General features: G+C 40.2%; 24 protein-coding genes. 20 read left to right on the plus strand and 4 right to left on the minus strand.

Annotated elements, in window-relative coordinates; translation table 11 throughout:
* Positions 1-10 precede the first annotated feature (10 nt).
* From hisC to JTI58_RS16585, 11 genes are all read left to right on the plus strand, one after another.
* Positions 11-1,111, plus strand: a complete 1,101-nt coding sequence (gene hisC, locus JTI58_RS16535) for a histidinol-phosphate transaminase (RefSeq protein ID WP_205442370.1) — start codon at positions 11-13, stop codon at positions 1,109-1,111.
* On the plus strand, positions 1,108-2,205 hold the full coding sequence (locus JTI58_RS16540) for a prephenate dehydrogenase (protein ID WP_205442371.1): 1,098 nt from the start codon (positions 1,108-1,110) through the stop codon (positions 2,203-2,205). The genes hisC and JTI58_RS16540 overlap by 4 nt, the downstream gene beginning before the upstream one ends.
* A gap of 59 nt (positions 2,206-2,264) precedes the next feature.
* Positions 2,265-3,551 (plus strand): 3-phosphoshikimate 1-carboxyvinyltransferase, encoded by a 1,287-nt coding sequence (gene aroA / locus JTI58_RS16545; RefSeq protein WP_205442372.1) that lies wholly within the window; start codon positions 2,265-2,267, stop codon positions 3,549-3,551.
* Between the two features lie 96 nt (positions 3,552-3,647).
* Positions 3,648-4,916 carry a tetratricopeptide repeat protein gene (locus JTI58_RS16550; protein WP_205442373.1) on the plus strand — a complete coding sequence of 423 codons (1,269 nt, stop codon included), beginning with the start codon at positions 3,648-3,650 and terminating at the stop codon, positions 4,914-4,916.
* Between the two features lie 14 nt (positions 4,917-4,930).
* Positions 4,931-5,488, plus strand: coding sequence for a ReoY family proteolytic degradation factor (locus tag JTI58_RS16555; protein ID WP_205442374.1), 558 nt, complete (start codon positions 4,931-4,933; stop codon positions 5,486-5,488).
* Positions 5,489-5,630: 142 nt separating this feature from the next.
* The gene (locus tag JTI58_RS16560) at positions 5,631-6,080 is read left to right on the plus strand and encodes a DUF2487 family protein (protein ID WP_205442375.1); all 450 of its coding nucleotides are present in this window, start codon (positions 5,631-5,633) and stop codon (positions 6,078-6,080) included.
* A gap of 154 nt (positions 6,081-6,234) precedes the next feature.
* On the plus strand, positions 6,235-6,741 hold the full coding sequence (locus tag JTI58_RS16565; RefSeq protein WP_205442376.1) for a QcrA and Rieske domain-containing protein: 507 nt from the start codon (positions 6,235-6,237) through the stop codon (positions 6,739-6,741).
* Positions 6,742-6,760: 19 nt separating this feature from the next.
* Entirely contained in the window at positions 6,761-7,435 is a 675-nt protein-coding gene (gene qcrB, locus JTI58_RS16570; protein WP_036123184.1) for a menaquinol-cytochrome c reductase cytochrome b subunit, read from the plus strand.
* A 41-nt stretch (positions 7,436-7,476) separates the two neighbouring features.
* On the plus strand, positions 7,477-8,250 hold the full coding sequence (locus tag JTI58_RS16575; RefSeq protein WP_205442378.1) for a menaquinol-cytochrome c reductase cytochrome b/c subunit: 774 nt from the start codon (positions 7,477-7,479) through the stop codon (positions 8,248-8,250).
* A 263-nt stretch (positions 8,251-8,513) separates the two neighbouring features.
* Complete coding sequence (locus JTI58_RS16580) at positions 8,514-9,110, plus strand: lipoprotein heptaprenylglyceryl N-acetyltransferase LhaT (RefSeq protein ID WP_205442379.1); 597 nt, start codon at positions 8,514-8,516, stop codon at positions 9,108-9,110.
* A gap of 54 nt (positions 9,111-9,164) precedes the next feature.
* A complete protein-coding gene (locus JTI58_RS16585) occupies positions 9,165-9,845 on the plus strand; it encodes a zinc metallopeptidase (RefSeq protein ID WP_243456421.1) in 681 nt (226 codons plus the stop codon).
* A gap of 55 nt (positions 9,846-9,900) precedes the next feature.
* Here JTI58_RS16585 and JTI58_RS16590 read toward each other — a convergent pair whose 3' ends face one another.
* On the minus strand, positions 9,901-10,770 hold the full coding sequence (locus tag JTI58_RS16590; RefSeq protein WP_205442380.1) for a YitT family protein: 870 nt from the start codon (positions 10,768-10,770) through the stop codon (positions 9,901-9,903).
* Between the two features lie 115 nt (positions 10,771-10,885).
* Here JTI58_RS16590 and JTI58_RS16595 point away from each other — a divergent pair, with 115 nt between their 5' ends.
* The 6 genes from JTI58_RS16595 (at position 10,886) to JTI58_RS16620 (ending at position 15,921) form a co-directional block, all read left to right on the plus strand.
* Positions 10,886-11,221 (plus strand): nucleotide pyrophosphohydrolase, encoded by a 336-nt coding sequence (locus tag JTI58_RS16595; protein ID WP_036077682.1) that lies wholly within the window; start codon positions 10,886-10,888, stop codon positions 11,219-11,221.
* Complete coding sequence (gene dapB, locus JTI58_RS16600) at positions 11,221-12,018, plus strand: 4-hydroxy-tetrahydrodipicolinate reductase (RefSeq protein WP_205442381.1); 798 nt, start codon at positions 11,221-11,223, stop codon at positions 12,016-12,018. The genes JTI58_RS16595 and dapB overlap by 1 nt, the downstream gene beginning before the upstream one ends.
* A gap of 19 nt (positions 12,019-12,037) precedes the next feature.
* A complete protein-coding gene (gene mgsA, locus JTI58_RS16605) occupies positions 12,038-12,442 on the plus strand; it encodes a methylglyoxal synthase (protein ID WP_205442382.1) in 405 nt (134 codons plus the stop codon).
* A 33-nt stretch (positions 12,443-12,475) separates the two neighbouring features.
* A complete protein-coding gene (gene bshA, locus JTI58_RS16610) occupies positions 12,476-13,621 on the plus strand; it encodes an N-acetyl-alpha-D-glucosaminyl L-malate synthase BshA (RefSeq protein ID WP_205442383.1) in 1,146 nt (381 codons plus the stop codon).
* Positions 13,608-14,780: a CCA tRNA nucleotidyltransferase gene (locus JTI58_RS16615; RefSeq protein WP_205442384.1), complete on the plus strand. Its 1,173-nt coding sequence runs from the start codon at positions 13,608-13,610 to the stop codon at positions 14,778-14,780. Before bshA ends, JTI58_RS16615 begins: the two co-directional genes overlap by 14 nt.
* A 157-nt stretch (positions 14,781-14,937) precedes the next feature.
* Complete coding sequence (locus JTI58_RS16620; protein WP_205442385.1) at positions 14,938-15,921, plus strand: biotin--[acetyl-CoA-carboxylase] ligase; 984 nt, start codon at positions 14,938-14,940, stop codon at positions 15,919-15,921.
* Between the two features lie 561 nt (positions 15,922-16,482).
* Here JTI58_RS16620 and JTI58_RS16625 read toward each other — a convergent pair.
* Genes JTI58_RS16625 through JTI58_RS16635 form a run of 3 tightly spaced genes read right to left on the minus strand, consistent with a single transcriptional unit; the run spans position 16,483 to position 18,238 of the window.
* Complete coding sequence (locus JTI58_RS16625; RefSeq protein ID WP_205442387.1) at positions 16,483-17,319, minus strand: DUF4097 family beta strand repeat-containing protein; 837 nt, start codon at positions 17,317-17,319, stop codon at positions 16,483-16,485.
* Positions 17,320-17,925 (minus strand): DUF1700 domain-containing protein, encoded by a 606-nt coding sequence (locus JTI58_RS16630; protein ID WP_205442388.1) that lies wholly within the window; start codon positions 17,923-17,925, stop codon positions 17,320-17,322.
* On the minus strand, positions 17,918-18,238 hold the full coding sequence (locus tag JTI58_RS16635) for a PadR family transcriptional regulator (RefSeq protein WP_036124518.1): 321 nt from the start codon (positions 18,236-18,238) through the stop codon (positions 17,918-17,920). The genes JTI58_RS16630 and JTI58_RS16635 overlap by 8 nt, the downstream gene beginning before the upstream one ends.
* 429 nt (positions 18,239-18,667) lie before the next feature.
* On the opposite strand from JTI58_RS16635, the gene panB reads away from it, so the two are divergent.
* The 3 genes from panB to panD are packed head-to-tail and all read left to right on the plus strand — an operon-like array spanning position 18,668 to position 20,743.
* Complete coding sequence (panB, locus tag JTI58_RS16640; protein WP_205442389.1) at positions 18,668-19,504, plus strand: 3-methyl-2-oxobutanoate hydroxymethyltransferase; 837 nt, start codon at positions 18,668-18,670, stop codon at positions 19,502-19,504.
* Positions 19,504-20,358, plus strand: coding sequence for a pantoate--beta-alanine ligase (panC, locus tag JTI58_RS16645; RefSeq protein WP_205447356.1), 855 nt, complete (start codon positions 19,504-19,506; stop codon positions 20,356-20,358). Before panB ends, panC begins: the two co-directional genes overlap by 1 nt.
* Before the next feature lies 1 nt (position 20,359).
* On the plus strand, positions 20,360-20,743 hold the full coding sequence (panD, locus tag JTI58_RS16650) for an aspartate 1-decarboxylase (RefSeq protein WP_205442390.1): 384 nt from the start codon (positions 20,360-20,362) through the stop codon (positions 20,741-20,743).
* Positions 20,744-20,866 lie beyond the last annotated feature (123 nt).

Raw genomic sequence — 20,866 nt, forward strand, 5'->3', positions numbered from 1 at the left:
GATGTTTTAGATGAAGTGGAAACAACAATTGGACGGTATGCAAGCATATAAGCCAGGTAAACCAATTGAAGAAGTACAACGTGAATATGACCTAAAGGAAGTTATTAAATTGGCATCGAATGAAAATCCATTTGGATGCTCACCTAAGGTAACAGCTTATTTACAAAATAATGCAGTGAATCATGCACTTTATCCAGATGGCTATGCACAAAACTTGCGTACAGCTGTGGCAAATCATTTAGGTGTGAAAGAAACACAGCTTCTTTTTGGTAACGGCTCTGATGACATCATTGCTATTATTACTCGTGCTCTGTTGTATCCAGGGGTAAACACGGTTATGGCCGACCCTTCCTTCTCTCAATACTGGCACAATGCTGAAATTGAAGGTGCTGAAGTACGTAAAGTGCCTTGTCAAGAGGGGGCACATGATTTAGAGGCAATGCTGGCTGCAATTGATGACCAAACGTCTATTGTTTGGGTATGTAGTCCGAATAATCCTACGGGAGTGGTCATTCCAGATGCTACATTGCGTGCCTTTCTTGCAAAGGTTCCAAGCGATGTCCTTGTCGTGCTAGATGAGGCTTACATTGAATATGTCACACATCCAGACCACAAAGATACGTTACCAATCATTGATGAATATCCGAATGTTCTTTTATTGCGTACATTCTCTAAAGCATATGGTTTAGCATCGTTCCGCGTTGGCTATGCAATTGGCCAACCTGATGTTATTGCTAAGCTTGATCCTGTCCGCGCACCATTTAATAATACAATCTTAAGTCAAGCTGTTGCTGCCATTGCACTCAGTGATCAAGAATATATTGAAGCATGCCGTGAAGCCAACGAAAAAGGCAAAAAACAATATGTAGAATTTTGTAAAAAACATAATCTAAAATACTTCCCATCTGATACAAACTTTATTTTCTTTGATACCCATGCTGATAGTGATGTTATATTCCAAGAGCTGATGAAAAGAGGCTTTATTGTGCGCAGTGGTAATGCGCTAGGATTACCAGGATTTATCCGTGTCACAATTGGAACAGAGGCTCAAAATGCCGCATTACTTAGCCAACTTGACGAAGTGTTAAAACAACAAGGAGTATTTGCATGACACGCAAAGTACTCGTTATAGGGCTAGGATTAATCGGTGGCTCCATTGCCCTTGCTTTGCAAAAAGCACCTGAAACAAAAATTATTGGCTATGATATGGATGCTCAAACACGTGAGCATGCGAAAACATTAAATATTGTGCATGATATTGTCACAGATCCACAGGCTGTTGCGGCTGATGTTGATGTTATTATCTTTGGGACGCCCGTTAATGCAACACTGGATTGGATGGAGCAATTAAAATCATGGCCTTTAAAAAATAAAGTCATCGTAACAGATACAGGGAGTACCAAAAAATTAATTATGCAAAAGGCCGGCGAATTACGTGAACTTGGCATAACGTTTATTGGTGGACATCCAATGGCGGGTTCTCATAAAAGTGGTGTTTTGGCTGCAAAGGCCCATCTTTTTGAAAATGCATATTACATGCTTACACCGCTTGCTGGAGAAGAAATTATTCATATGGCACAGCTTGAAAGTTTGCTAAAATTTACACATGCAAAAGTAGTCAGTGTATCTGCCAGTGAACACGATCACATGACTGCTGTGGTGAGTCATTTCCCACATGTTATAGCTGCCTCACTTGTCCATCAATTAGGTGGAGAGAATGGCGAGTACCCAATGACACGTTCTCTTGCGGCAGGAGGTTTCCGTGATGTGACACGAATAGCCTCTTCTAATCCTATTTTATGGCGAGATATTACGCTGCAAAATCGCGAGGAGCTACTCACGCAATTAGATGGCTGGGAAAAAGAAATGACACGCATTAAGGAACTGCTGACAGATGGTTCTTCACAGGATATTGAAAACTATTTTGCTGTTGCCAAAGAACTGAGAGATGAATTACCAATTAGTGCAGGGGCTATGTATACACCCTTCGACTTATATGTTGATGTTCCTGACTATCCAGGTGTTATTTCAGAAGTGACAGGCTTTTTAGCAGATGAAGCGATTAGTATTACGAATCTACGCATCGTCGAATCACGAGAAGATGTTTTCGGTATTCTAGTCATTAGCTTCCAAAGTGAAAATGATCGCGAACGTGCTGCAGCATGTATTCAAAAACGAGCAAATTTCGAAACGTATATTTCTTAGCATAAGAAAGCGTCGGTATTTCGGCGCTTTCTATCTTCATATTGGAGGGAATAAAGTTCATGATTGAAAAAGTATTGCAATACAACAAACCTTCTTTACAGGGCGCTTTAACCATTCCAGGCGATAAATCTGTATCTCATCGCTCCGTGATGTTTGGGGCCATTGCTAGTGGGACAACGACAGTAGAGGGCTTTTTATTAGGTGAAGATTGTTTAAGCACAATTGATTGCTTCCAGAAACTTGGCGTTCAAATTGAAGTGGAAGGAACAAATGTAACCATTCATAGTCCAGGGATCGATGGTTGGCTGGAGCCGACAGAAGTGTTGTATACGGGTAACTCTGGTACTACAACACGCTTAATGCTAGGCATTTTAGCTGGTTCTAATGTTCATTCAGTCATGACTGGTGATGCATCCATCGGAAAGCGACCAATGCGACGTGTTATAGATCCACTGCGTCAGATGGGGGCACAAATTACAGGGCGTGCCGACGGGCAATATACACCGTTAGCCATTCAAGGTACAAAATTACAAGCCATTGATTACAAGATGCCTGTAGCAAGTGCACAGGTGAAATCTGCTATTTTACTAGCGGGCTTGCGTGCTGAAGGAACAACCATTGTGAGAGAAATGGATGTATCTAGAGATCATACAGAGCGAATGCTACGTCAATTTGGTGCACATGTAGAAGTAGATAATGGCATTGTATCCATTGAAGGAGGACAAGCTCTCAAGGGGACGCATGTTTCTGTGCCAGGAGATATATCATCCGCTGCCTTTTTCTTAGTGGCAGGAGCGATTTGCAAAAATAGTCAATTGACACTAAATAATGTAGGTATTAATCCAACACGTGACGGCATGATTGAGGTGCTGCAAAAAATGGGCGCCACGATGACGGTAACGCCAAAAGATGACAATCAAGCTGAACCTACAGCAACAATTCAAATCGCAACATCTACTTTAACCGGTACAACAATTGAAGGGGACATTATACCTCGCTTAATTGATGAGATTCCAATCCTTGCATTACTCGCTACGCAAGCACATGGTCAAACGATCATTAAAGATGCTGAGGAGCTAAAGGTCAAGGAGACTGACCGTATCACAGCTGTTGTGAATGAATTGAAAAAGCTTGGCGCCCAAATTGAAGCAACAGAAGATGGGATGATTATTGAGGGACCCATGCCATTAAAAGGTGCAAGTCTTCAAACATATGGCGATCATCGTATTGGCATGATGGGTGCTGTCGCAGCTTTAATAACAGATGGTGCTATTACACTAGATGATGCACAATGTATTGCTGTATCCTACCCATCGTTCTTTGAGCATATTGAGGCAGTGAAGTAACAATTAAAGAGAGGCTCTCCAAGCTTTTGGGGAGTTTTTTCTTGTTTCAGAGGTAAATGTTTTGTAGCATAAAGGTATCAACGAAAGAATAGGTGAATGACTGTGAACAATGCGATGACTGAAATGATGCAAGCACTTGAACAAGGGGACTTAGCATTAATAGATCAGCTACTAGAATCATTTTTAATGAAGGAGCTACCCGAGGAGATCTATGCACTTGCTGAGATTTTTATGCAGTATGGGTACATGAAAGAAGCTGACCGTGTGCTGGAGCATTTACAATTTTTATTCCCAGAAGAAGCACAGTTAAAAATAGATCGTGCCAATGTCCTAATGGAGCTTGGTAATGAAGATGATGCATTAGATTTATTATTAGAAATTGAAGAGACCTCACCAGAATATCCACAAGCTTTATTGGTTTTAGCTGATTATTATCAAATGCAAGGGTTATTTGAGGTTGCGGAAAAGCGTATAAATGAAGCATTAGCAATTTTACCAGACGAGCCATTATTACATTTTGCCAAAGCAGAGCTTTTATTTGAAACGGGTCGTTTTTTAGAGGCAGCAAGATTGTATGAGGACTTATATGAGCAGCAAAATGAATTTGCTGGTATTCAACTTGTCGAACGATTAGCAGAGGTGTATCGTGCAGGGGCGGCCTATGAGACGGCATTCGATTATTATGTCAAAGCCCTTGAAGAGGAAGTAAAGCCCGATATTTTATTTGGAGCTGCTTATTCAGCATTCCAGTCAAAAAAATACGAGATGGCTATTAAACAACTAGAGGAATTGAAAGAATTAGATCCTGATTACTTCTCAGCCTATTTATTGCTTGCGGAAAGCTATGCAATGACAGAGGATAATCAAAAAGCTTATGCTGCCATTCAAGAGGGGTTAAAGCGCGATGAATATGATAAATCACTGTATTTGTTTGCTGGGAAAATGGCGTTGAAAAATGGTTTGCCAGAAGAAGCTGAGCAATATCTAAGAGAAGCTATAGCGCTCGATCCTGAATATATGGAAGCGGTACTGGCACTTATTTCTGTGTTTGGACAACAGGAGCGTCATGAGGATGTAATTGAGTTATTTGAGACATTACAGCAAAATGATTTTGAATGGAGCACTTTATATCCTTTTGCAGCAGAGGCATATGAAAATTTAGAATTGTACGACCGTGCATACGAATTTTACCGTTTGGCATATAATGATTTTAAGGAAGACGCAACATTTTTAGAAAAATATGTTTACTTCTTATTAGAGGAAGGAAAGCGTTCAGAGGCAAGAGAGGTTCTTGGACAATTAATCAACATTCAACCGGGTGAACCAGAGTGGCAGGAGAAGTTAGAAACCTTAGAATTTGAGTAAAGGAGGGAGTGGGTATGACTGCTTCTGTATCAGTTGTTGATAAAAAAGCATTTGTTCGATGGTTTTTAAAAAATTATCAATTGAAACGTCGTGAGTGTGTATGGATTTTAAATTACTTATTAAGTAATGATGACTTGTTAAAAAGAATCCGTTTTGTGGAAGAAGCTCACTATTGTCCTAGGGCGATGGTGATGTCGACAGTAGACTCAACAGGTGTGCCTTTTCGTTTCTATAAAGGTAATGTGATGACGGCAGATGCTGAGAAGTCTTTCCATGATTTACGCTTACATGAACAAGAAGATATGTATATACAATTGAATTTTCCAAATATACCACCAAGTGCACAATACTTAGCAGTTCTTGAAGAAAACCCTTATATGCCAGAAACACTGCTAGTCAGTGAAAAGGATCGTTTACTGGCAGAAGAGCTGCTTTCCAATAGCTTACTCGTATTCCAAGAGGAGAAATTACTCGCACAAATTGATGAAGCCCTCGACCAGGGAGATGAAGCGCGTTTTTATGAATTGTCTAATTTGTTACAAGCATTGAAGGAAACGGCTAATTTACGTTAATTATAGGTAAAAATTGAATGTCCTTTATCCATTTCAATATGGTAACATTACTAGTGAATGATTGTTTTCACTTTTAATTGGGTATCCTATTGAAGAGTGGAAAAGGACATTTTTATTTTGCAATAAAAGGAGGGTTTGTTGAATGTATTTTAATGCAAACGATGTAACATCGTTTATGGCACAAAAAGATTTTATTGATACCGCGATTGTTCCACTTGTATCCATTGATCTATCTGCTGAAAAAATGAAACAGAGTGGTGCCGAGGTAGATTTTGTCATGTCTTTAACTTCTTTTATAGAGCAGCAGTTTAAAGGCCGACTACTAGTCATGCCACCATTTTCTTATATGACAACTTTAAAAAACGATGACTTACCACAGCAATTAGAAGCACAATTACATAATGCTGGATTTAAGCATGTGTTCTTCATTACTTGTGACCATTATTGGACAAAGAGTGGAGAGATAGTCAATATGATTTGGTTACCAGCGATTCCGTTAGAAAGTATGGATGCGAGTGTGAAAAAATCCATTCTAGAAGATCAATTACGACAAGTGATTCCAATGCTTTCGACTAAATGGGCACAGATTTAACAATTAGTTTCAATAAATGTTCACATTCTCCAGCTTTCCACAGAATGCTATATTGACCAAGCTATGGACTTGATATATCATATATATGTCCTAGTATTACTATTTGTAAAAGTATGTCCGTTGGACTGACCTTTAAGTTAGAGGGGGGAAAATAATGAGTAATAATCGAGTTTCACGTCGTCAATTTCTAAGCTATACACTTACTGGTGTAGGTGGATTTATGGCGGCAGGCATGCTAATGCCAATGCTTCGATTCGCAATTGATCCAGTGTTACAAAAGCATGATGGTGGAGATTTTGTCAAAACAGAGCATAAAGTCGCTGACCTCACTGAAGAACCTGTAAAAGTTGACTTTTCATTCGAACAAGTTGACGCATGGTACAAATCGAATGTTACAAACGTAGCGTGGGTATATAAAAACGGCGATCAAGTCATTGCTCTATCACCTGTTTGTAAGCATTTAGGATGTATGGTTGACTGGAATGGAGATTCTGGACACCCAGAACAATTCTTCTGCCCATGTCACGCAGGTCGTTATGAGAAAAACGGGAAAAACGTTGCAGGTACACCACCTCTAGGTCCGTTGGATGAATTTGAAGTACAAGAACAAGATGGCTATTTAATGATTGGTCCAGCAAAAGCAAATACTCTAGTTAAATAAGTAAGGGGGTACGACAACTGTGCTAAATAAAATTTATGATTGGGTCGATGAACGCCTAGATATTACACCGATTTGGCGTGATATTGCCGACCACGAAGTGCCAGAGCACGTTAACCCTGCACATCATTTTTCAGCATTCGTTTACTGCTTTGGTGGATTAACATTCTTCATCACAGTAATTCAAATTCTATCTGGTATGTTCCTAACAATGTACTATGTACCAGACGTTGTGAATGCCTGGAAATCAGTTTATTATTTACAAAACGAAGTAGCATTTGGTGAAATCGTACGCGGTATGCACCACTGGGGAGCTTCATTAGTTATCGTAATGATGTTCTTACATACACTTCGTGTATTCTTCACAGGTTCTTATAAAAAACCTCGTGAGTTAAACTGGATGGTTGGTGTAGGTATTTTTGGTGTAATGATGGGTCTTGGCTTTACAGGATACTTATTACCATGGGATATGAAAGCATTATTCGCTACTAAAGTAGGTATCGAAATTGCTGCATCTGTACCGTTTATCGGTGGGATGATTAAAATATTATTAGCGGGTGACACTACGATTCTTGGTGCTCAAACGTTAACTCGATTCTTTGCGATTCATGTATTCTTCTTACCTGCAGTATTGTTTGGGTTACTTGCAGCGCACTTTATCATGATTCGTCGTCAAGGAATTTCAGGACCGTTGTAATTGTCTTGACGGTTCGATGATCTTTAAAAGGAGGGGACACTATGCATCGCGGAAAAGGAATGAAATTTGTCGGCGATTCTCGTATTAAAGCGAATCACAGAATGCCGAATGTTCCAAAGGATTATTCCGAATATCCAGGTAAGACGGAAGCTTTCTGGCCGAACTTCTTACTGAAGGAATGGATGGTAGGTGCTGTATTTTTAATTGGATACTTATTACTAACTGTCGCTCACCCGTCACCACTTGAAGGGCCGGCAGATCCAACTAGAGCGTATACACCACTACCGGACTGGTACTTCTTATTTATGTATCAACTTTTAAAATACTCATTTGCTTCTGGTCCATACAATGTAATCGGAGCTATTGTAATTCCAGGTCTTGCATTTGGAGCGCTATTATTAATGCCATTTTTAGACAAGGGTCCAGAACGTCGTCCATCTAAACGTCCATTACCAACAGCGTTTATGTTATTAACTTTAGCTGCTATGTTCTACCTAACTTGGGAGTCAGTTGTTAACCATGACTGGGAAGCTCAAAAAGCTATGGGTGCCATCGTAGAAACAGTTGAGTTCGATAAAGAATCAGAAGGTTATAAAATCTACGCTGGTTCTGCATGTATTACATGTCACGGTGAAGGTTTAGAAGGTGGGGCTGGTGCGCCATCTCTAATGAACACAGGTTTAACGGTTGATCAAATTAAGGACATTGCTCATAATGGTTCTGAGAGTGGTAAAATGCCACCAGGATTATGGACAGGTTCAGATGAAGATCTTCAAAAACTTGCTGAATTCATCGAAAGCTTAAAAGCAGAGTAATAGTAAAAGAGTCAGGAAACTGGCTCTTTTTTTTCTACCTTGTTATACTATTGGGACTGAAAGCTATGCAAAAAGGTTCCCCTGTATCATGAAATTTAGCGAAAAATGTCGAAAAAACTTTTTTTCTTGAATCAAATAAGCGGATTAAATCAATAAAATAACACATATTGATGTTGAGGTACACTTGAAGTATAGAGGGAAAGCTCTAGGATTTCAGAACTATACATAATCATGGATTGTTTTTATCGGAAGGAGTTGACATCATGCAAATCACAAAAGCACATATTTGGTACCTTCTGACCCATAAATCCTTCTTGATAGCGCTGCTTATTATTAATCTACTAGGTACAATTTATGGCTATTATTGGTATGGGTGGCAGCTAGCCATCACAGAGCCTATTTTTTATATTTTTGTGCCAGATAGCCCGACAGCTAGCTTATTCTTTTGCTTTGTGTTGATCGCTTGGATTATGGGGAAAAGCTGGCCACTGATGGAAGTGCTTGCCCTTGTTACATTGGTGAAATATGGCTTATGGGCAGATGTGATGAATATTTGGACATTAGTTGAAACAGGATCTATTGGCTGGCAGGGCTGGATGTTAGTCGGTTCACACTTTGCTATGGCAGTGCAAGCTGTATTATACATGAAAAAATATATCTTCACTTATTGGCATGTTGCGATAGCAGCTGTTTGGACATTGCATAATGATGTCATTGACTATGTATTTGGTCAAATGCCTATGTATCGAGATTTAGCGAATTACACAAGCTACATTGGTTACTTTACATTTTGGTTATCAATTGCATGTATTTTACTTGCAATTTTCTCAATTAGGTGGCGCAAATATTTGCCGAATTAGGGTATAAATTATAGAATTATAGTATCGAGGTAGAAAGGGGTTAGAAAATTGTCAATGAGCATGTATATTGTATATTTTGCGATTATTATGCTGCTTCCACTTTATGCTCAAATGAAGGTAAAGGGTACGTATAATAAATTTGCAAAGCAACGTACAATGAAGGGGCAAACTGGTGCAGAGGTAGCGCGTGCGATTTTAGATGCAAACGGCTTATATGATGTACGAGTTGTGCCAACGCAAGGTGTGTTGTCTGATCATTATAATCCGGCAACAAAAACTGTAGCTTTATCAGAAAGTAACTTTTATGAAGCGAGTGTTGCAGGTGCTGCGGTTGCTGCCCATGAGGTAGGTCACGCCATCCAACATAAAGAAGCTTATTCTATGCTTACATTACGTAGTAAGCTCGTTCCAGTAGCAAACATTTCTTCCAATGCGTCTTGGATTTTCGTAATGATAGGTATTTTTGCAAGTAGTACGAATTTCTTGCTATTAGGTATCATATTATTAGCAGCAGGTGTTGTTTTCCAATTAGTGACACTGCCAGTGGAGTTTGATGCTTCGAAACGTGCCTTAGTGCAAATGAATTCACTAGGTATTATTTCAAACGAAGAAGAACGTCCAGCACGAAAAGTGTTAAGCGCAGCAGCACTCACATATGTAGCAGCAGCAGCTGTAGCTGTACTTGAGTTATTACGTTTAGTTTTAATTTTTACAAATATGCGTAGCGACGACTAAGAAAAAACTTGTTATAGTGGAGCACCACTATAGCAAGTTTTTTATCTTCGTATGCTTAATGAAGCGGCTGCTTTTGATCGTCTAGTGTGAAGCCTTCTCCTGCCACATCCCGTACTTCTATGATAGAAACAAATGCGTGCGGATCTACTTCATGCACGATAGATTTTAACCGTACAACTTCATTGCGACCAATCACACAATAGATTACCTCTTTCGGTTGTTTGGTAAAATGACCATGTCCTTCTAAAATGGTGATACCTCGCTCCATTCGTAGAGCGATTGTTTCGGCAATTACACCAGACTTTTCCGATATAATAAGCGCACCACGAGCAGCATAGGCTCCCTCTTGAACAAAGTCAATGACACGGGCACCAACAAATACGGCCACTAATGTATACATCATCGACCGCGCATCTAAGAACGTTAGCCAAGACAGGAGGATGACGACGGCATCGAAGACAAACATGGTTTTCCCCATACTCCAGCCAAAATATTTATGCCCTAGTCGTGCCAAAATATCGACACCACCTGTAGTGCCGCCAAAACGAAAGACAATCCCAAGTCCCAGTCCGACGAAGACACCAGCAAACAGTGCCACAAGCAACATGTCATCCTCTAAATGAATGGTAAATTGATATTTTTGGAAAACTTTCAGAAAAAGAGATACGGATAAAGTGCCGACAAGTGTATAGACAAATGATTTTTTTCCAAGTAATCGATAACCTATGATAAACATGGGAATATTTAATAACAGGTTCATTAAAGCGGGGTCCCAACCTAATGTAAAGTATAGTATCAGTGTAATCCCACTTAGTCCACCTTCACCCAGCTGATTTTGGATGTTGAAGTGAACAAAGCCGAAGCTGAAAACGGCTGCTCCGAGCATTATTGCGATAATATTACGAATTTTAATCTGTTTTAGCATTTGACCTCCTGTAGTTCCAAACAAATGAAGTAGTGTAATCTATTATCTGACATTTTATTGGTTTTGACAACAATGGTGTAAATTTTATACGATGGTAAATAGGAGTGTGATTTTTATGGCAGATCAACTAACAATGCAAGCATTACAACAGCGTGTCGATGACTATATAGGACAATTTAAAGAAGGGTATTTTCCACCATTCGAGTTACTTGCGCGTCTAACAGAAGAATTAGGTGAACTATCACGTGAAGTTCAGGATGTGTATGGACAAAAAAAGAAAAAGAGTACAGAGGATACAAACAGTATTGAAGAGGAGCTAGGGGACTTTTTCTTTGTATTAGTTTGTTTTGCCAATGCACAAGGTATTAAACTAGATGAAGCACTATTACGCGTCATACATAAATTTGAAACTAGAGATAAGGATCGTTGGACTAGAAAGGATGAAGAATGATGTCGATTCGTGTAGCCATTGCAGGAGCAAGAGGAAAAATGGGGGCTGAGGCTGTACATACGGTCATGAAACATGACAATATGGAATTAGTAGCTGTACTAGATTATAAGGAAGTAGGAAAAACACTAGCTGATTTAGATATATTTCCAGCAAGTTATACAGTGCCTATTTTTACAGAAATGCATGATCTTGTAGAAGCAACTGCACCGGATGTACTAGTGGACTTAACCAATCCGCATGCAGTCTACAATCATACGAAGGAAGCACTGAATTTAAATGTACGACCTGTAATTGGTACAACAGGATTCACAGATGCACAACTAGAGGAATTATCAGCCATGGCCAAGGAGAAAGAGTTAGGTTGCATTATTGCACCGAACTTTGCGATTGGTGCTATCCTAATGATGAAGTTTGCAAAAGAAGCGGCCAAATACTTACCAGATGTAGAGATTATAGAAATGCACCATGATCAGAAGCTTGATGCACCATCTGGTACAGCGGTGAAAACGGCACAGTTAATACAAGAGGTCCGTACGCCAAAGGCACAAGGACATCCAGAAGAGAAAGAAACCATTAAAGGTGCAAGAGGTGGAGACTTTGATGGCATGCGTATTCACTCCGTACGTTTACCTGGTTTAGTGGCACACCAGCAAGTATTATTTGGAGGGGATGGACAGCTACTAACGATTCGCCATGATTCATTAAACCGTAATTCTTTTATGTCTGGTGTTGCGTTTTGCATAGAAGAGGTTATGAAAATGGATCAGCTTGTTTATGGTTTAGAAAACATCATCTAAAGATTGGGATGGAAGCTATATGAAAATCGCATTGATTGCACATGATCGTAAAAAAGATAATTTAGTACAGTTTGCTATTGCTTACCAAAATATTTTACATGAACACACGCTATATGCTACCGGCACAACAGGACAACGTGTCATCGAAGCTACTGGTTTAGAAGTGACACGTTTTCGTTCAGGGCCACTTGGTGGCGATCAACAAATTGGCGCAATGATTGCCAATAATGATATGGACATGGTGATATTTTTCCGTGATCCGTTAACAGCACAACCACATGAGCCAGATGTTTCTGCACTAATCCGTCTTTGTGATGTTTACCAAGTGCCACTGGCGACAAATATGGGAACAGCAGAAATATTACTAAAAGGCCTACAAGAAGGTTTTGTGGATTGGAGACTGATACAAGAAAGACGTAATTAACAAAAGACGTGATTCAGAAAGGATGATCATCGAATGAAAAAGCTAAAAATCGGCATTACCTGTTATCCTACAGTTGGTGGCTCTGGTGTCATTGCAACAGAATTAGGCAAAATGCTTGCAGAAAGAGGACATGAAATTCATTTCATCACCTCAAGCGTACCATTTCGATTGAATAAAATTTATCCAACCGTCTTTTTCCATGAAGTCGAAGTTAGTAATTATTCAGTGTTTCAATATTCTCCATACGATATTGCATTAGCGAGTAAAATGGCAGACGTCATCAAGGATGAAGAGTTGGATGTGCTACATGTGCATTATGCCATCCCACATGCAGTGTGTGCGGTGCTAGCACGTGAAATGAGCGGTCGAGACATAGGCATCGTCACAACCCTTCATGGCACAGATATATCGGTGCTTGGGCAGGATTCTACGCTCTCACAGGCCATTAAGTATGGGATTGATAAATCTGATATTGTGACAACCGTGTCGCAAGCATTAAAAGAACAAACCTATGAACTAATTGATACAGTAAAACCAATTGAAACGATTTATAACTTTGTGGACGAACGCGAATACTTCCCACGCAATTCAGGAAACTTAAAAGAGCAATTTGGTATTGAAGAAGATGAAAAAGTCCTCATTCATGTATCAAACTTCCGTAAAATTAAAAACCTTCCACATATTGTAGACGCCTTTATGAAAATTCGTGCCAACATGAAGGCAAAGCTCTTATTAGTAGGAGATGGCCCAGAAAAGCATCGTGTCATGGACCAAGTAAAGGAAAGTCCATATATGAAGGATGTTTTATTTTTAGGGAAACAAGAAAACTTAGCTGAATTGTATGCGATTAGTGATCTAAAACTATTACTATCACAGCAGGAATCGTTTGGACTGGTTTTATTAGAGGCGATGGCTTGCGGTGTACCTTGTATTGGATCAAACGTAGGTGGTATTCCAGAAGTCATTGAGCATGGTGTAGATGGCTATATCGTGGAATTAGGGGATACTGATGCAGTGGCGGAGTATGCAACTCATTTATTGCAAGACGAGGAACAATTACTGCGTTTCCGAGAAGCGGCCATCCTTGCAGTAGGTGATAAATTCCACTCGTCCAAAATTGTGGAACAATATGAAAATTTGTACGAGAAGGTTGCGGAAAGAAATCATGCAAAACAATAAAGAATGGCAAGCAGCCTATTCAGTTATTGAACAACTAGAACAGGCTGGCTTTGAGGCGGTTATTGTCGGTGGAGCGGTAAGAGATGCTTTACTTGATCGTCCCGCCCATGATGTAGATGTTGCTACAAATGCCTTGCCTGAAGAAGTAAAAACTGTATTTCAAAAAACTGTAGATATTGGGATTCAGCATGGGACGGTACTTGTTATCGTACCCGCTGGACCAGTAGAAGTGACAACCTATCGGACAGACGGGGAATATACAGATCATCGAAGACCACAGAATGTGCATTTTGTTCGATCACTAAAAGAGGACTTACAACGCCGCGATTTTACGATGAACGCCATTGCCATGCGTCGTGATGGCTCTTTTGTAGATTATTATGATGGACGTCAAGATATTGAAAAGCACCTTATACGAGCGGTAGGAGAGGCACAAAAAAGGTTTGCAGAAGATGCTTTACGGATGCTACGAGCTATACGTTTTTCAGCACAGCTTGGTTTTACGATCGAGGCGAATACATTCACAGCCATCCAACAAAGAGCTGCTGATTTGGCCTTTATTGCAAAAGAACGCATTAAAGCAGAGCTTGATAAGCTTTGGGTAGGACAAACAGTTTTTGGGGGGCTACAAAAACTAGAGGATAGTGGTTTGACGGCCTATTTAGCAGGTGATTTTCAGGCTGAGCAATGGCGTGATTTCCAAACAAAGGACGCTCTCCTTGGCTGGGCCTACTTTGCCTTACTACAAGGAACGGCATGGCGAGAGATAGTGCGTGAATATCGATTATCTAATAAGGAATTGGCGTTTGTTAAATCCGTTTTAACCGCTTATGAGGCTTTAAAAGATGGATGGACAAATCGTCATTATTTTATCTACACAGAGCAACAACTAGAGGCTGCACAATATTTTGCTCAACTTCGCCAATTGAACGTCTCGATACCACAGCAATCTATTCAAGAATTACAGGCAAAGTTACCGATAAAACATAAGCAAGAATTAGTGGTGAATGGGGCTGATTTACTGAAATGGTCTGGCAAAAAAGGTGGACCGTGGGTAAAAGCCGCGTTGGAGGATATGCTGACAGCCATTCTTCATCAGGAACTTCAAAATGATCGACAACAGATTAGAAGCTGGCTAGAGCAGCATGATCTTACTTAAAGCCAAATACATGATAGTCAAAAGCCGTCTCTTTTTTCAGGAGACGGCTTTTATTAATTTCCCCATCGTTGGTGGTCATTTACGCTAATTTACAGTATGATTAAGACAAAATAAGTTACATAACAAGAGTACAGTTAACTAAAGGATTGATGTGAAGATGACAATTTCCATGAAGGACGAAATTTTAAAAAGAATATTGGCTGCTGACGGAGAAGCAGTTTCTGGTCAGGAATTAGCAGATTCTCTTGGTGTCTCAAGGACCGCTGTTTGGAAGCATATGCAAACGTTACAAGAGGAAGGGTATACTTTTGAAACAATTAAGAAAAAGGGGTATGTATTGACAGGTGTACCAAATAGCTTGAGCCCTACACAAATTGAGCTTTTTTTAAAGACAGAGCATTTTGGACGTGAAATCCATTATTACGATGTAGTTGATTCTACACAAACCATTGCGCATAAGCTTGCACAGGAAGGCGCCCCACACGGTACGATTATTATTGGCGAGGAGCAAACAGCTGGGCGTGGTCGTATGGCGCGTCCTTGGGAGTCTGCAAAGGGCACAGGTATTTGGATGACCGTTATCGTGCGGCCAGATGTTACACCACAGCAGGCTTCATCCTATACACTTGTGGTGGCAGTAGCTGTCACGATGGCCATTAAAACCTTATATAAACATATAGAACCAGCGATTAAATGGCCCAATGATTTATTGATTAATGGCAAAAAATGTACAGGAATTTTAACAGAAATGCAGGCAGAGGCTGATCTTGTGCAAGCTTTACTTGTTGGAATTGGCATAAATGCAAACCAAGTAGCAGCTGATTTTTCACCTGAAATTGCCGATATTGCCACTTCACTACAATTAGAAGCAGGAGAAGAAATCAATCGTGCGGCACTTGTGGCCTCTATCTTACACTACTTAGAACAATTTACAGAACTTTATGTCAAAGAAGGTTTTGCCAGTCTAAAGACACTATGGCAGCAATTGTCCTGTACAATTGGCCAACGTATCGAGGTAACGACGATACGTGAACGGTTTGAAGGGGTTGCGAGTGGCATTACAGACGATGGTGTCCTGCAGCTGACGCAGGACGATGGAACGATTCGCACGATCTATGCAGGAGATATTAAAATATTATAAAAAAGAAGCTGCAAGTAACGTCCTGAACTTGCAGCTTCTCATGTTGTTGCAAAAAGATGATGTTAACGGCAGAAAAAGCAACTTTGCAAGGTGAGGGGTTGATTTCCGTTCCGCCAGCATCCTTTCCAGGGGGCGTCCGAGGAGCCGCTTCCCTCACTTACGTTCGCTCTCATACTAGCATAGCAATCAAATAGCCCAATTTCTGTATTCTTAGAGGGGATAAGCTCTTATTTTCAATGTGGAGAAGTAATGCGTGACAACACCCCTTCATAAAGAGTAATGAAAGCCTTCACTTTATTTGAAAACCTTTGCTAAAAAGTTAACATTTTGTAGGTTGGAGTGGAGGGCTACTTGACTCCCGTGGGATAGCGAGACAGGCGAGCCCCTACACGGAGCGGTAGCGGAGGAAGCGATTCGGCGCTCGCCCACAGGAAAGCAAGTAGCCTGCAACGGAAACCATTTTCACCTTTCACAAAAATTCTATTGATGGTTTTGTTTTTCAACAACATGAGAAGCTGCAAGTAACGTCCTGTACTTGCAGCTTCTTTTATTGTCTATTCATTATTTTAGTGACACATCTATATCACCATGTGATAAGGATACATTCAGTTGGTGCTCCCCATTGGTTACTTGAGTTACTGTGCCACTTTGTTCCTCATCATTCATGCTAACATCACCAAAGCTTGTTTTGAGGTCATAGCCTAAATCACTTTGTTTGTTTTGTAAGTGAAGCGTTGTATCGCCAAAACTTGAGGTAATCGTTGTTTGGCCATTTAATGAGCCAGCAATATCGATATCTCCATGCTCACTCTCAACAGTGAAGCCGTTACTAGCAAATTGCTGAAGCGTCAAATCACCAAAGGACTGCCTAATCTCTGTGTTGTCACCAGTCGTGTTGTTGAAAGTAATATCTCCGTAATCTTGGATGAGATTAAGCTGCTGATACTGTAGCCCATGAATGGCTGTATCACCAAAATTACTGTCGATCACAATCGCCTCTATTTTTGTATCTTTTGGGACATAGAGTTTGATTGAAGGGGAAGAGAAGTTTCCAAAGCCAAATTGAAAATCATTCTTTTTCTTTGCCATTGTTTCAATGGTTAAAGTGCCGTTTTCAATATGATAGGTTACATCTTCTTGCGCAAGGACCTTTGTGTCTAATTTATAGTCGCTATCACTTGCAACAATTTCCACATCTCCATAATCATTTACAATATTAATACTTGTGAACGCATCTAAAGTATGAGACTGACTTACTAATTTAGTATTGCTTGGGACGTAAAGACCCTCTGAATCTTTTAGAATCAGCCAGCGACCCCCTGAAAAATAGCCAATCAATGCGAGTAGAATGCCTAATGCAATCATTGTCATGGCAATAAGGGTATTTTTTGACGTCATTTAGAAGTCCCCCTTTTTTCGCTTCTTTGTCATTTTGTGGAATAGTCTTCCTAATGTTTCAACAGAGACAACAACGGTTTTCTTGATAACACGAGCAACAATTGGGAAAAGTAGGACACCTAAGCCCGTTACGATTAACCCGACACCCATAAAGAGCAACGCAGTCGGCCAATGCTCTGTTAAAATTAAGAAACCTGAAATCATAGCCGCAACGCCACCGACAAAAATACTAATAACTGTTGCGACAATAGCAAAGATTAAGCTGATAATAACTGCGCCAAATGAAAAGATAAGTGCAATGGCTGTTGCAAGTAATGGCAATGAAAGGGGCGCAGACAGTATAGCTAGAATAATGAGCCAAATAGCAGACATATTCTTTTTGGTTGATTTTGCCGAGGAGGTTTCCAAATCCTTTAATGCGAAATCAGCTAATATTTGCGAGGCAACATGTGAAGGAGAGCCAAGTTGTGAAATGACCTGATGCTCATTTTCCTCTCCTGCTTCCTCAAAGTATTCTTCATAATAGGCAAGCGCAGCATCTAACTCATGCGCAGGAAGCCGACGTAATTTTCCTCGTAGCTGTTTCAAATAGCTTGCTCTATCCATCTAAATTCCCTCCTAAAAGTACACAATCAACCTTTTCCTTATACACTTGCCATTCTTTTAATAGCTCTAATAATCGTATACGTCCTTGCTCTGTAATTTGATAATAGCGTCTATTTCTTCCTTGATAAGGCTGATCGTACGTTGTTAAATAATGCGCTTTTTGTAAGCGGCGTAATACAGGATACAGTGTAGACTCTGAAATCTCCATGACTGATTGTACCTGCTGCGTTAAAGAATAACCATAGGCGTCCTCTTTGTCGACAATAGCCAGTACACAAGCATCAAGTAAAGCTGAACCAAGCTGAAATGTCATCTTTTCACCTCACATGTAATACCTATACTTCATTTTATATTATATGACATATAGTATGTGGATAGTATATGACGTATAGCATTGATTGTCAATTCTAAAAGATAATTTTTTCCAATGTGGTTAGACGAAGATATTGTAAGAAAATAATATTTGAAGATTAGTAGGAAAATCTGTTATAGTATGTGCGAAGGGCAGTATCCATTGTGAACGGCACCTTCAAAAATGCATCAGACTATACGAACAAATATCTGCCTTGATCTTTTCAGACAGGGACGGAAGAAAACGATACGTTCAAATATAGCTTTTATTTTGCAAGCTATTACCTCTTCATGGGGTCTTTTTATCATTGAACGACACACTACCCTTCTGTCCATTTTCGGCACAGAAGGGTTTTTCTGTTTTCTTCCTTGAAAAAAGGAGGACTACAAAATGAAAACGACGACAGATTTTTTAAAGATGAAAGCGGCGGGCGAGAAAATCGTGATGGTGACGGCCTATGATTATCCAGCTGCTAAATTCGCGGAAGACGCTGGTGTTGAGATGATACTAGTCGGGGATTCACTTGGAATGGTTGTGCTCGGCTATGATTCTACAATGCCCGTGACTGTAGCGGATATGGTTCATCATGCAAAAGCAGTAAGACGAGGGGCAAAGGATACGTTTATGGTCGTTGATATGCCATTTGGTTCTTATCATGGCGATGTCAATGAGACACTAAAAACAGCCATTGCGATGATGCAACAAACAGGAGCAGATGCTTTAAAGGTTGAGGGAGCAGGAGAGGTTATACCTGTCATTCGTAAATTAACGTCAGCTGGTATTCCAGTAGTAGCTCATTTAGGTTTATTGCCACAATCAGCGGGAGTCCTTGGTGGTTATAAGGTGCAAGGGAAAACAGCTGAACAGGCGGCTACACTGATTGAAGAAGCAAAACAATGCGAAGAGGCTGGTGCATGTGCAGTCGTGTTAGAATGTATTCCTCATCAGCTAACAGAGATTGTTTCAGCTAGTCTTGTTATTCCAACCATTGGCATAGGCGCAGGTGTAGAGGCTGATGGACAAGTGCTGGTGTATCATGACATGCTAAGCTACGGTTCGCACCATGTACCGAAATTTGTTCAACAATTTGCTGATATGGGCAAAGAAGCAAGCACGGGTATGATTCGTTACGTAGAAGAGGTGAAAGCGGGTACTTTCCCAGCTCCAAAGCATTTCTTCACAATGAAAGAGGAAGCGTTAGATCAGCTATATGGAGGCGTTAAATGATGAAAGTCGTCACGACTATACAGGCATTAGCCGTAGAAATTCAAGCAGCTAAGCAGGCTCAAAAAACGATTGGACTTGTTCCAACGATGGGCTATTTACATGAAGGTCATTTAACATTAGCACAAACAGCTCGTGCAGAAAATGATGTCGTTGTGATGAGTATATTCGTCAATCCAACGCAATTTGGGCCAAATGAAGATTTTGAAAGTTATCCTCGTGATTTGCCAAGGGATACAGCATTAGCTGAATCTGTCGGTGTTGATATTGTGTTCGCGCCAAGTGTGGACGAAATGTATCCCCAAGATGGAGGCATTCGTCTACATGCAGGTGAGCAGGCCACGATTCTTTGTGGTGCGAGTCGCCCTGGTCATTTTGACGGTGTTTTACAGGTTGTCTCTAAATTATTCCATTTAACACTGCCAACACGGGCTTATTTCGGTCAAAAAGATGCACAGCAGGTTGCGATTATTGCGACGATGATACGTGATTTTAATTTCCCTTTAGAAATGCGCATTGTCCCAATTGTGCGTGAGCAGGACGGTTTAGCGAAATCTTCACGTAATGTCTATTTAAGTGCGTCAGAGCGACAAGAGGCTCCAGCGATCAATGAAGCATTACAATTGGCACGCGATAGCTTTTTAGCGAATGGTGATGCTGATAGCGCACTTGCAAAAGCAAAAGCTCATATTCATGCAAGAACACATGGACGAATTGATTATATAGAATTATTGGCATACCCCGATTTAACACCAGTGACAGCTACAACACAGCAAGTTCTGTTGGCAACAGCTGTTTATATAGGTAAGACACGCTTAATCGACAATTGTATTTTTACTGTGAAAGAGGGACTATAAAATGTTACGTATGATGATGAATAGTAAAATCCACCGTGCAACAGTGACACAGGCGGATTTAAACTACGTAGGCTCCATAACAATTGATGAAGATATTTTAGATGCAGTAGGTATGCTGGCAAACGAAAAAGTACATGTCGTTAATAATAATAATGGCGCTCGTTTTGAAACATATATTATTGCTGGTGAACGAGGTTCAGGTGTGATTTGTGTCAATGGCGCAGCAGCAAGACTTGTACAGCGTGGTGATATTGTCATCATTATTTCCTATGTGTATGTAGATAATCAGGAGGCTAAAGATCATCAACCAACTGTAGCCATCATGGGAGAGGGCAATACGATTAAGGAAATGATTGCACACGAACCAGAGGCAACAGTGATGTGAATTCAGCCATAGTATAAATTTAATACCAGAGAGGAGGATGGCAAATCATAGCCAATCCTCCTTTTTTTACGATTGAATTAGTTATAAAAGTAGCTGGTAAAATTTTGCTTTTATTACTATTAA

Origin of the sequence: Lysinibacillus fusiformis, assembly GCF_016925635.1 — a bacterium.
Classification (GTDB): Bacteria; Bacillota; Bacilli; order Bacillales_A; family Planococcaceae; genus Lysinibacillus; species Lysinibacillus fusiformis_F.

Coding starts and splice junctions, on each gene's coding strand:
- dapB (WP_205442381.1), top strand. CDS start 11,221: ATGTCGATTCGTGTAGCCATTGCAGGAGCAAGAGGAAAAATGGGGGCT.
- JTI58_RS16620 (WP_205442385.1), top strand. CDS start 14,938: ATGACAATTTCCATGAAGGACGAAATTTTAAAAAGAATATTGGCTGCT.
- JTI58_RS16550 (WP_205442373.1), top strand. CDS start 3,648: ATGACTGTGAACAATGCGATGACTGAAATGATGCAAGCACTTGAACAA.
- bshA (WP_205442383.1), top strand. CDS start 12,476: ATGAAAAAGCTAAAAATCGGCATTACCTGTTATCCTACAGTTGGTGGC.
- panD (WP_205442390.1), top strand. CDS start 20,360: ATGTTACGTATGATGATGAATAGTAAAATCCACCGTGCAACAGTGACA.
- JTI58_RS16595 (WP_036077682.1), top strand. CDS start 10,886: ATGGCAGATCAACTAACAATGCAAGCATTACAACAGCGTGTCGATGAC.
- hisC (WP_205442370.1), top strand. CDS start 11: ATGAAGTGGAAACAACAATTGGACGGTATGCAAGCATATAAGCCAGGT.
- JTI58_RS16615 (WP_205442384.1), top strand. CDS start 13,608: ATGCAAAACAATAAAGAATGGCAAGCAGCCTATTCAGTTATTGAACAA.
- aroA (WP_205442372.1), top strand. CDS start 2,265: ATGATTGAAAAAGTATTGCAATACAACAAACCTTCTTTACAGGGCGCT.
- JTI58_RS16630 (WP_205442388.1), bottom strand. CDS start 17,925: ATGGATAGAGCAAGCTATTTGAAACAGCTACGAGGAAAATTACGTCGG.
- mgsA (WP_205442382.1), top strand. CDS start 12,038: ATGAAAATCGCATTGATTGCACATGATCGTAAAAAAGATAATTTAGTA.
- JTI58_RS16560 (WP_205442375.1), top strand. CDS start 5,631: ATGTATTTTAATGCAAACGATGTAACATCGTTTATGGCACAAAAAGAT.
- panB (WP_205442389.1), top strand. CDS start 18,668: ATGAAAACGACGACAGATTTTTTAAAGATGAAAGCGGCGGGCGAGAAA.
- JTI58_RS16590 (WP_205442380.1), bottom strand. CDS start 10,770: ATGCTAAAACAGATTAAAATTCGTAATATTATCGCAATAATGCTCGGA.
- JTI58_RS16625 (WP_205442387.1), bottom strand. CDS start 17,319: ATGACGTCAAAAAATACCCTTATTGCCATGACAATGATTGCATTAGGC.
- JTI58_RS16575 (WP_205442378.1), top strand. CDS start 7,477: ATGCATCGCGGAAAAGGAATGAAATTTGTCGGCGATTCTCGTATTAAA.
- JTI58_RS16540 (WP_205442371.1), top strand. CDS start 1,108: ATGACACGCAAAGTACTCGTTATAGGGCTAGGATTAATCGGTGGCTCC.
- JTI58_RS16565 (WP_205442376.1), top strand. CDS start 6,235: ATGAGTAATAATCGAGTTTCACGTCGTCAATTTCTAAGCTATACACTT.
- JTI58_RS16585 (WP_243456421.1), top strand. CDS start 9,165: ATGAGCATGTATATTGTATATTTTGCGATTATTATGCTGCTTCCACTT.
- JTI58_RS16555 (WP_205442374.1), top strand. CDS start 4,931: ATGACTGCTTCTGTATCAGTTGTTGATAAAAAAGCATTTGTTCGATGG.
- JTI58_RS16580 (WP_205442379.1), top strand. CDS start 8,514: ATGCAAATCACAAAAGCACATATTTGGTACCTTCTGACCCATAAATCC.
- JTI58_RS16635 (WP_036124518.1), bottom strand. CDS start 18,238: ATGACATTTCAGCTTGGTTCAGCTTTACTTGATGCTTGTGTACTGGCT.
- panC (WP_205447356.1), top strand. CDS start 19,504: ATGAAAGTCGTCACGACTATACAGGCATTAGCCGTAGAAATTCAAGCA.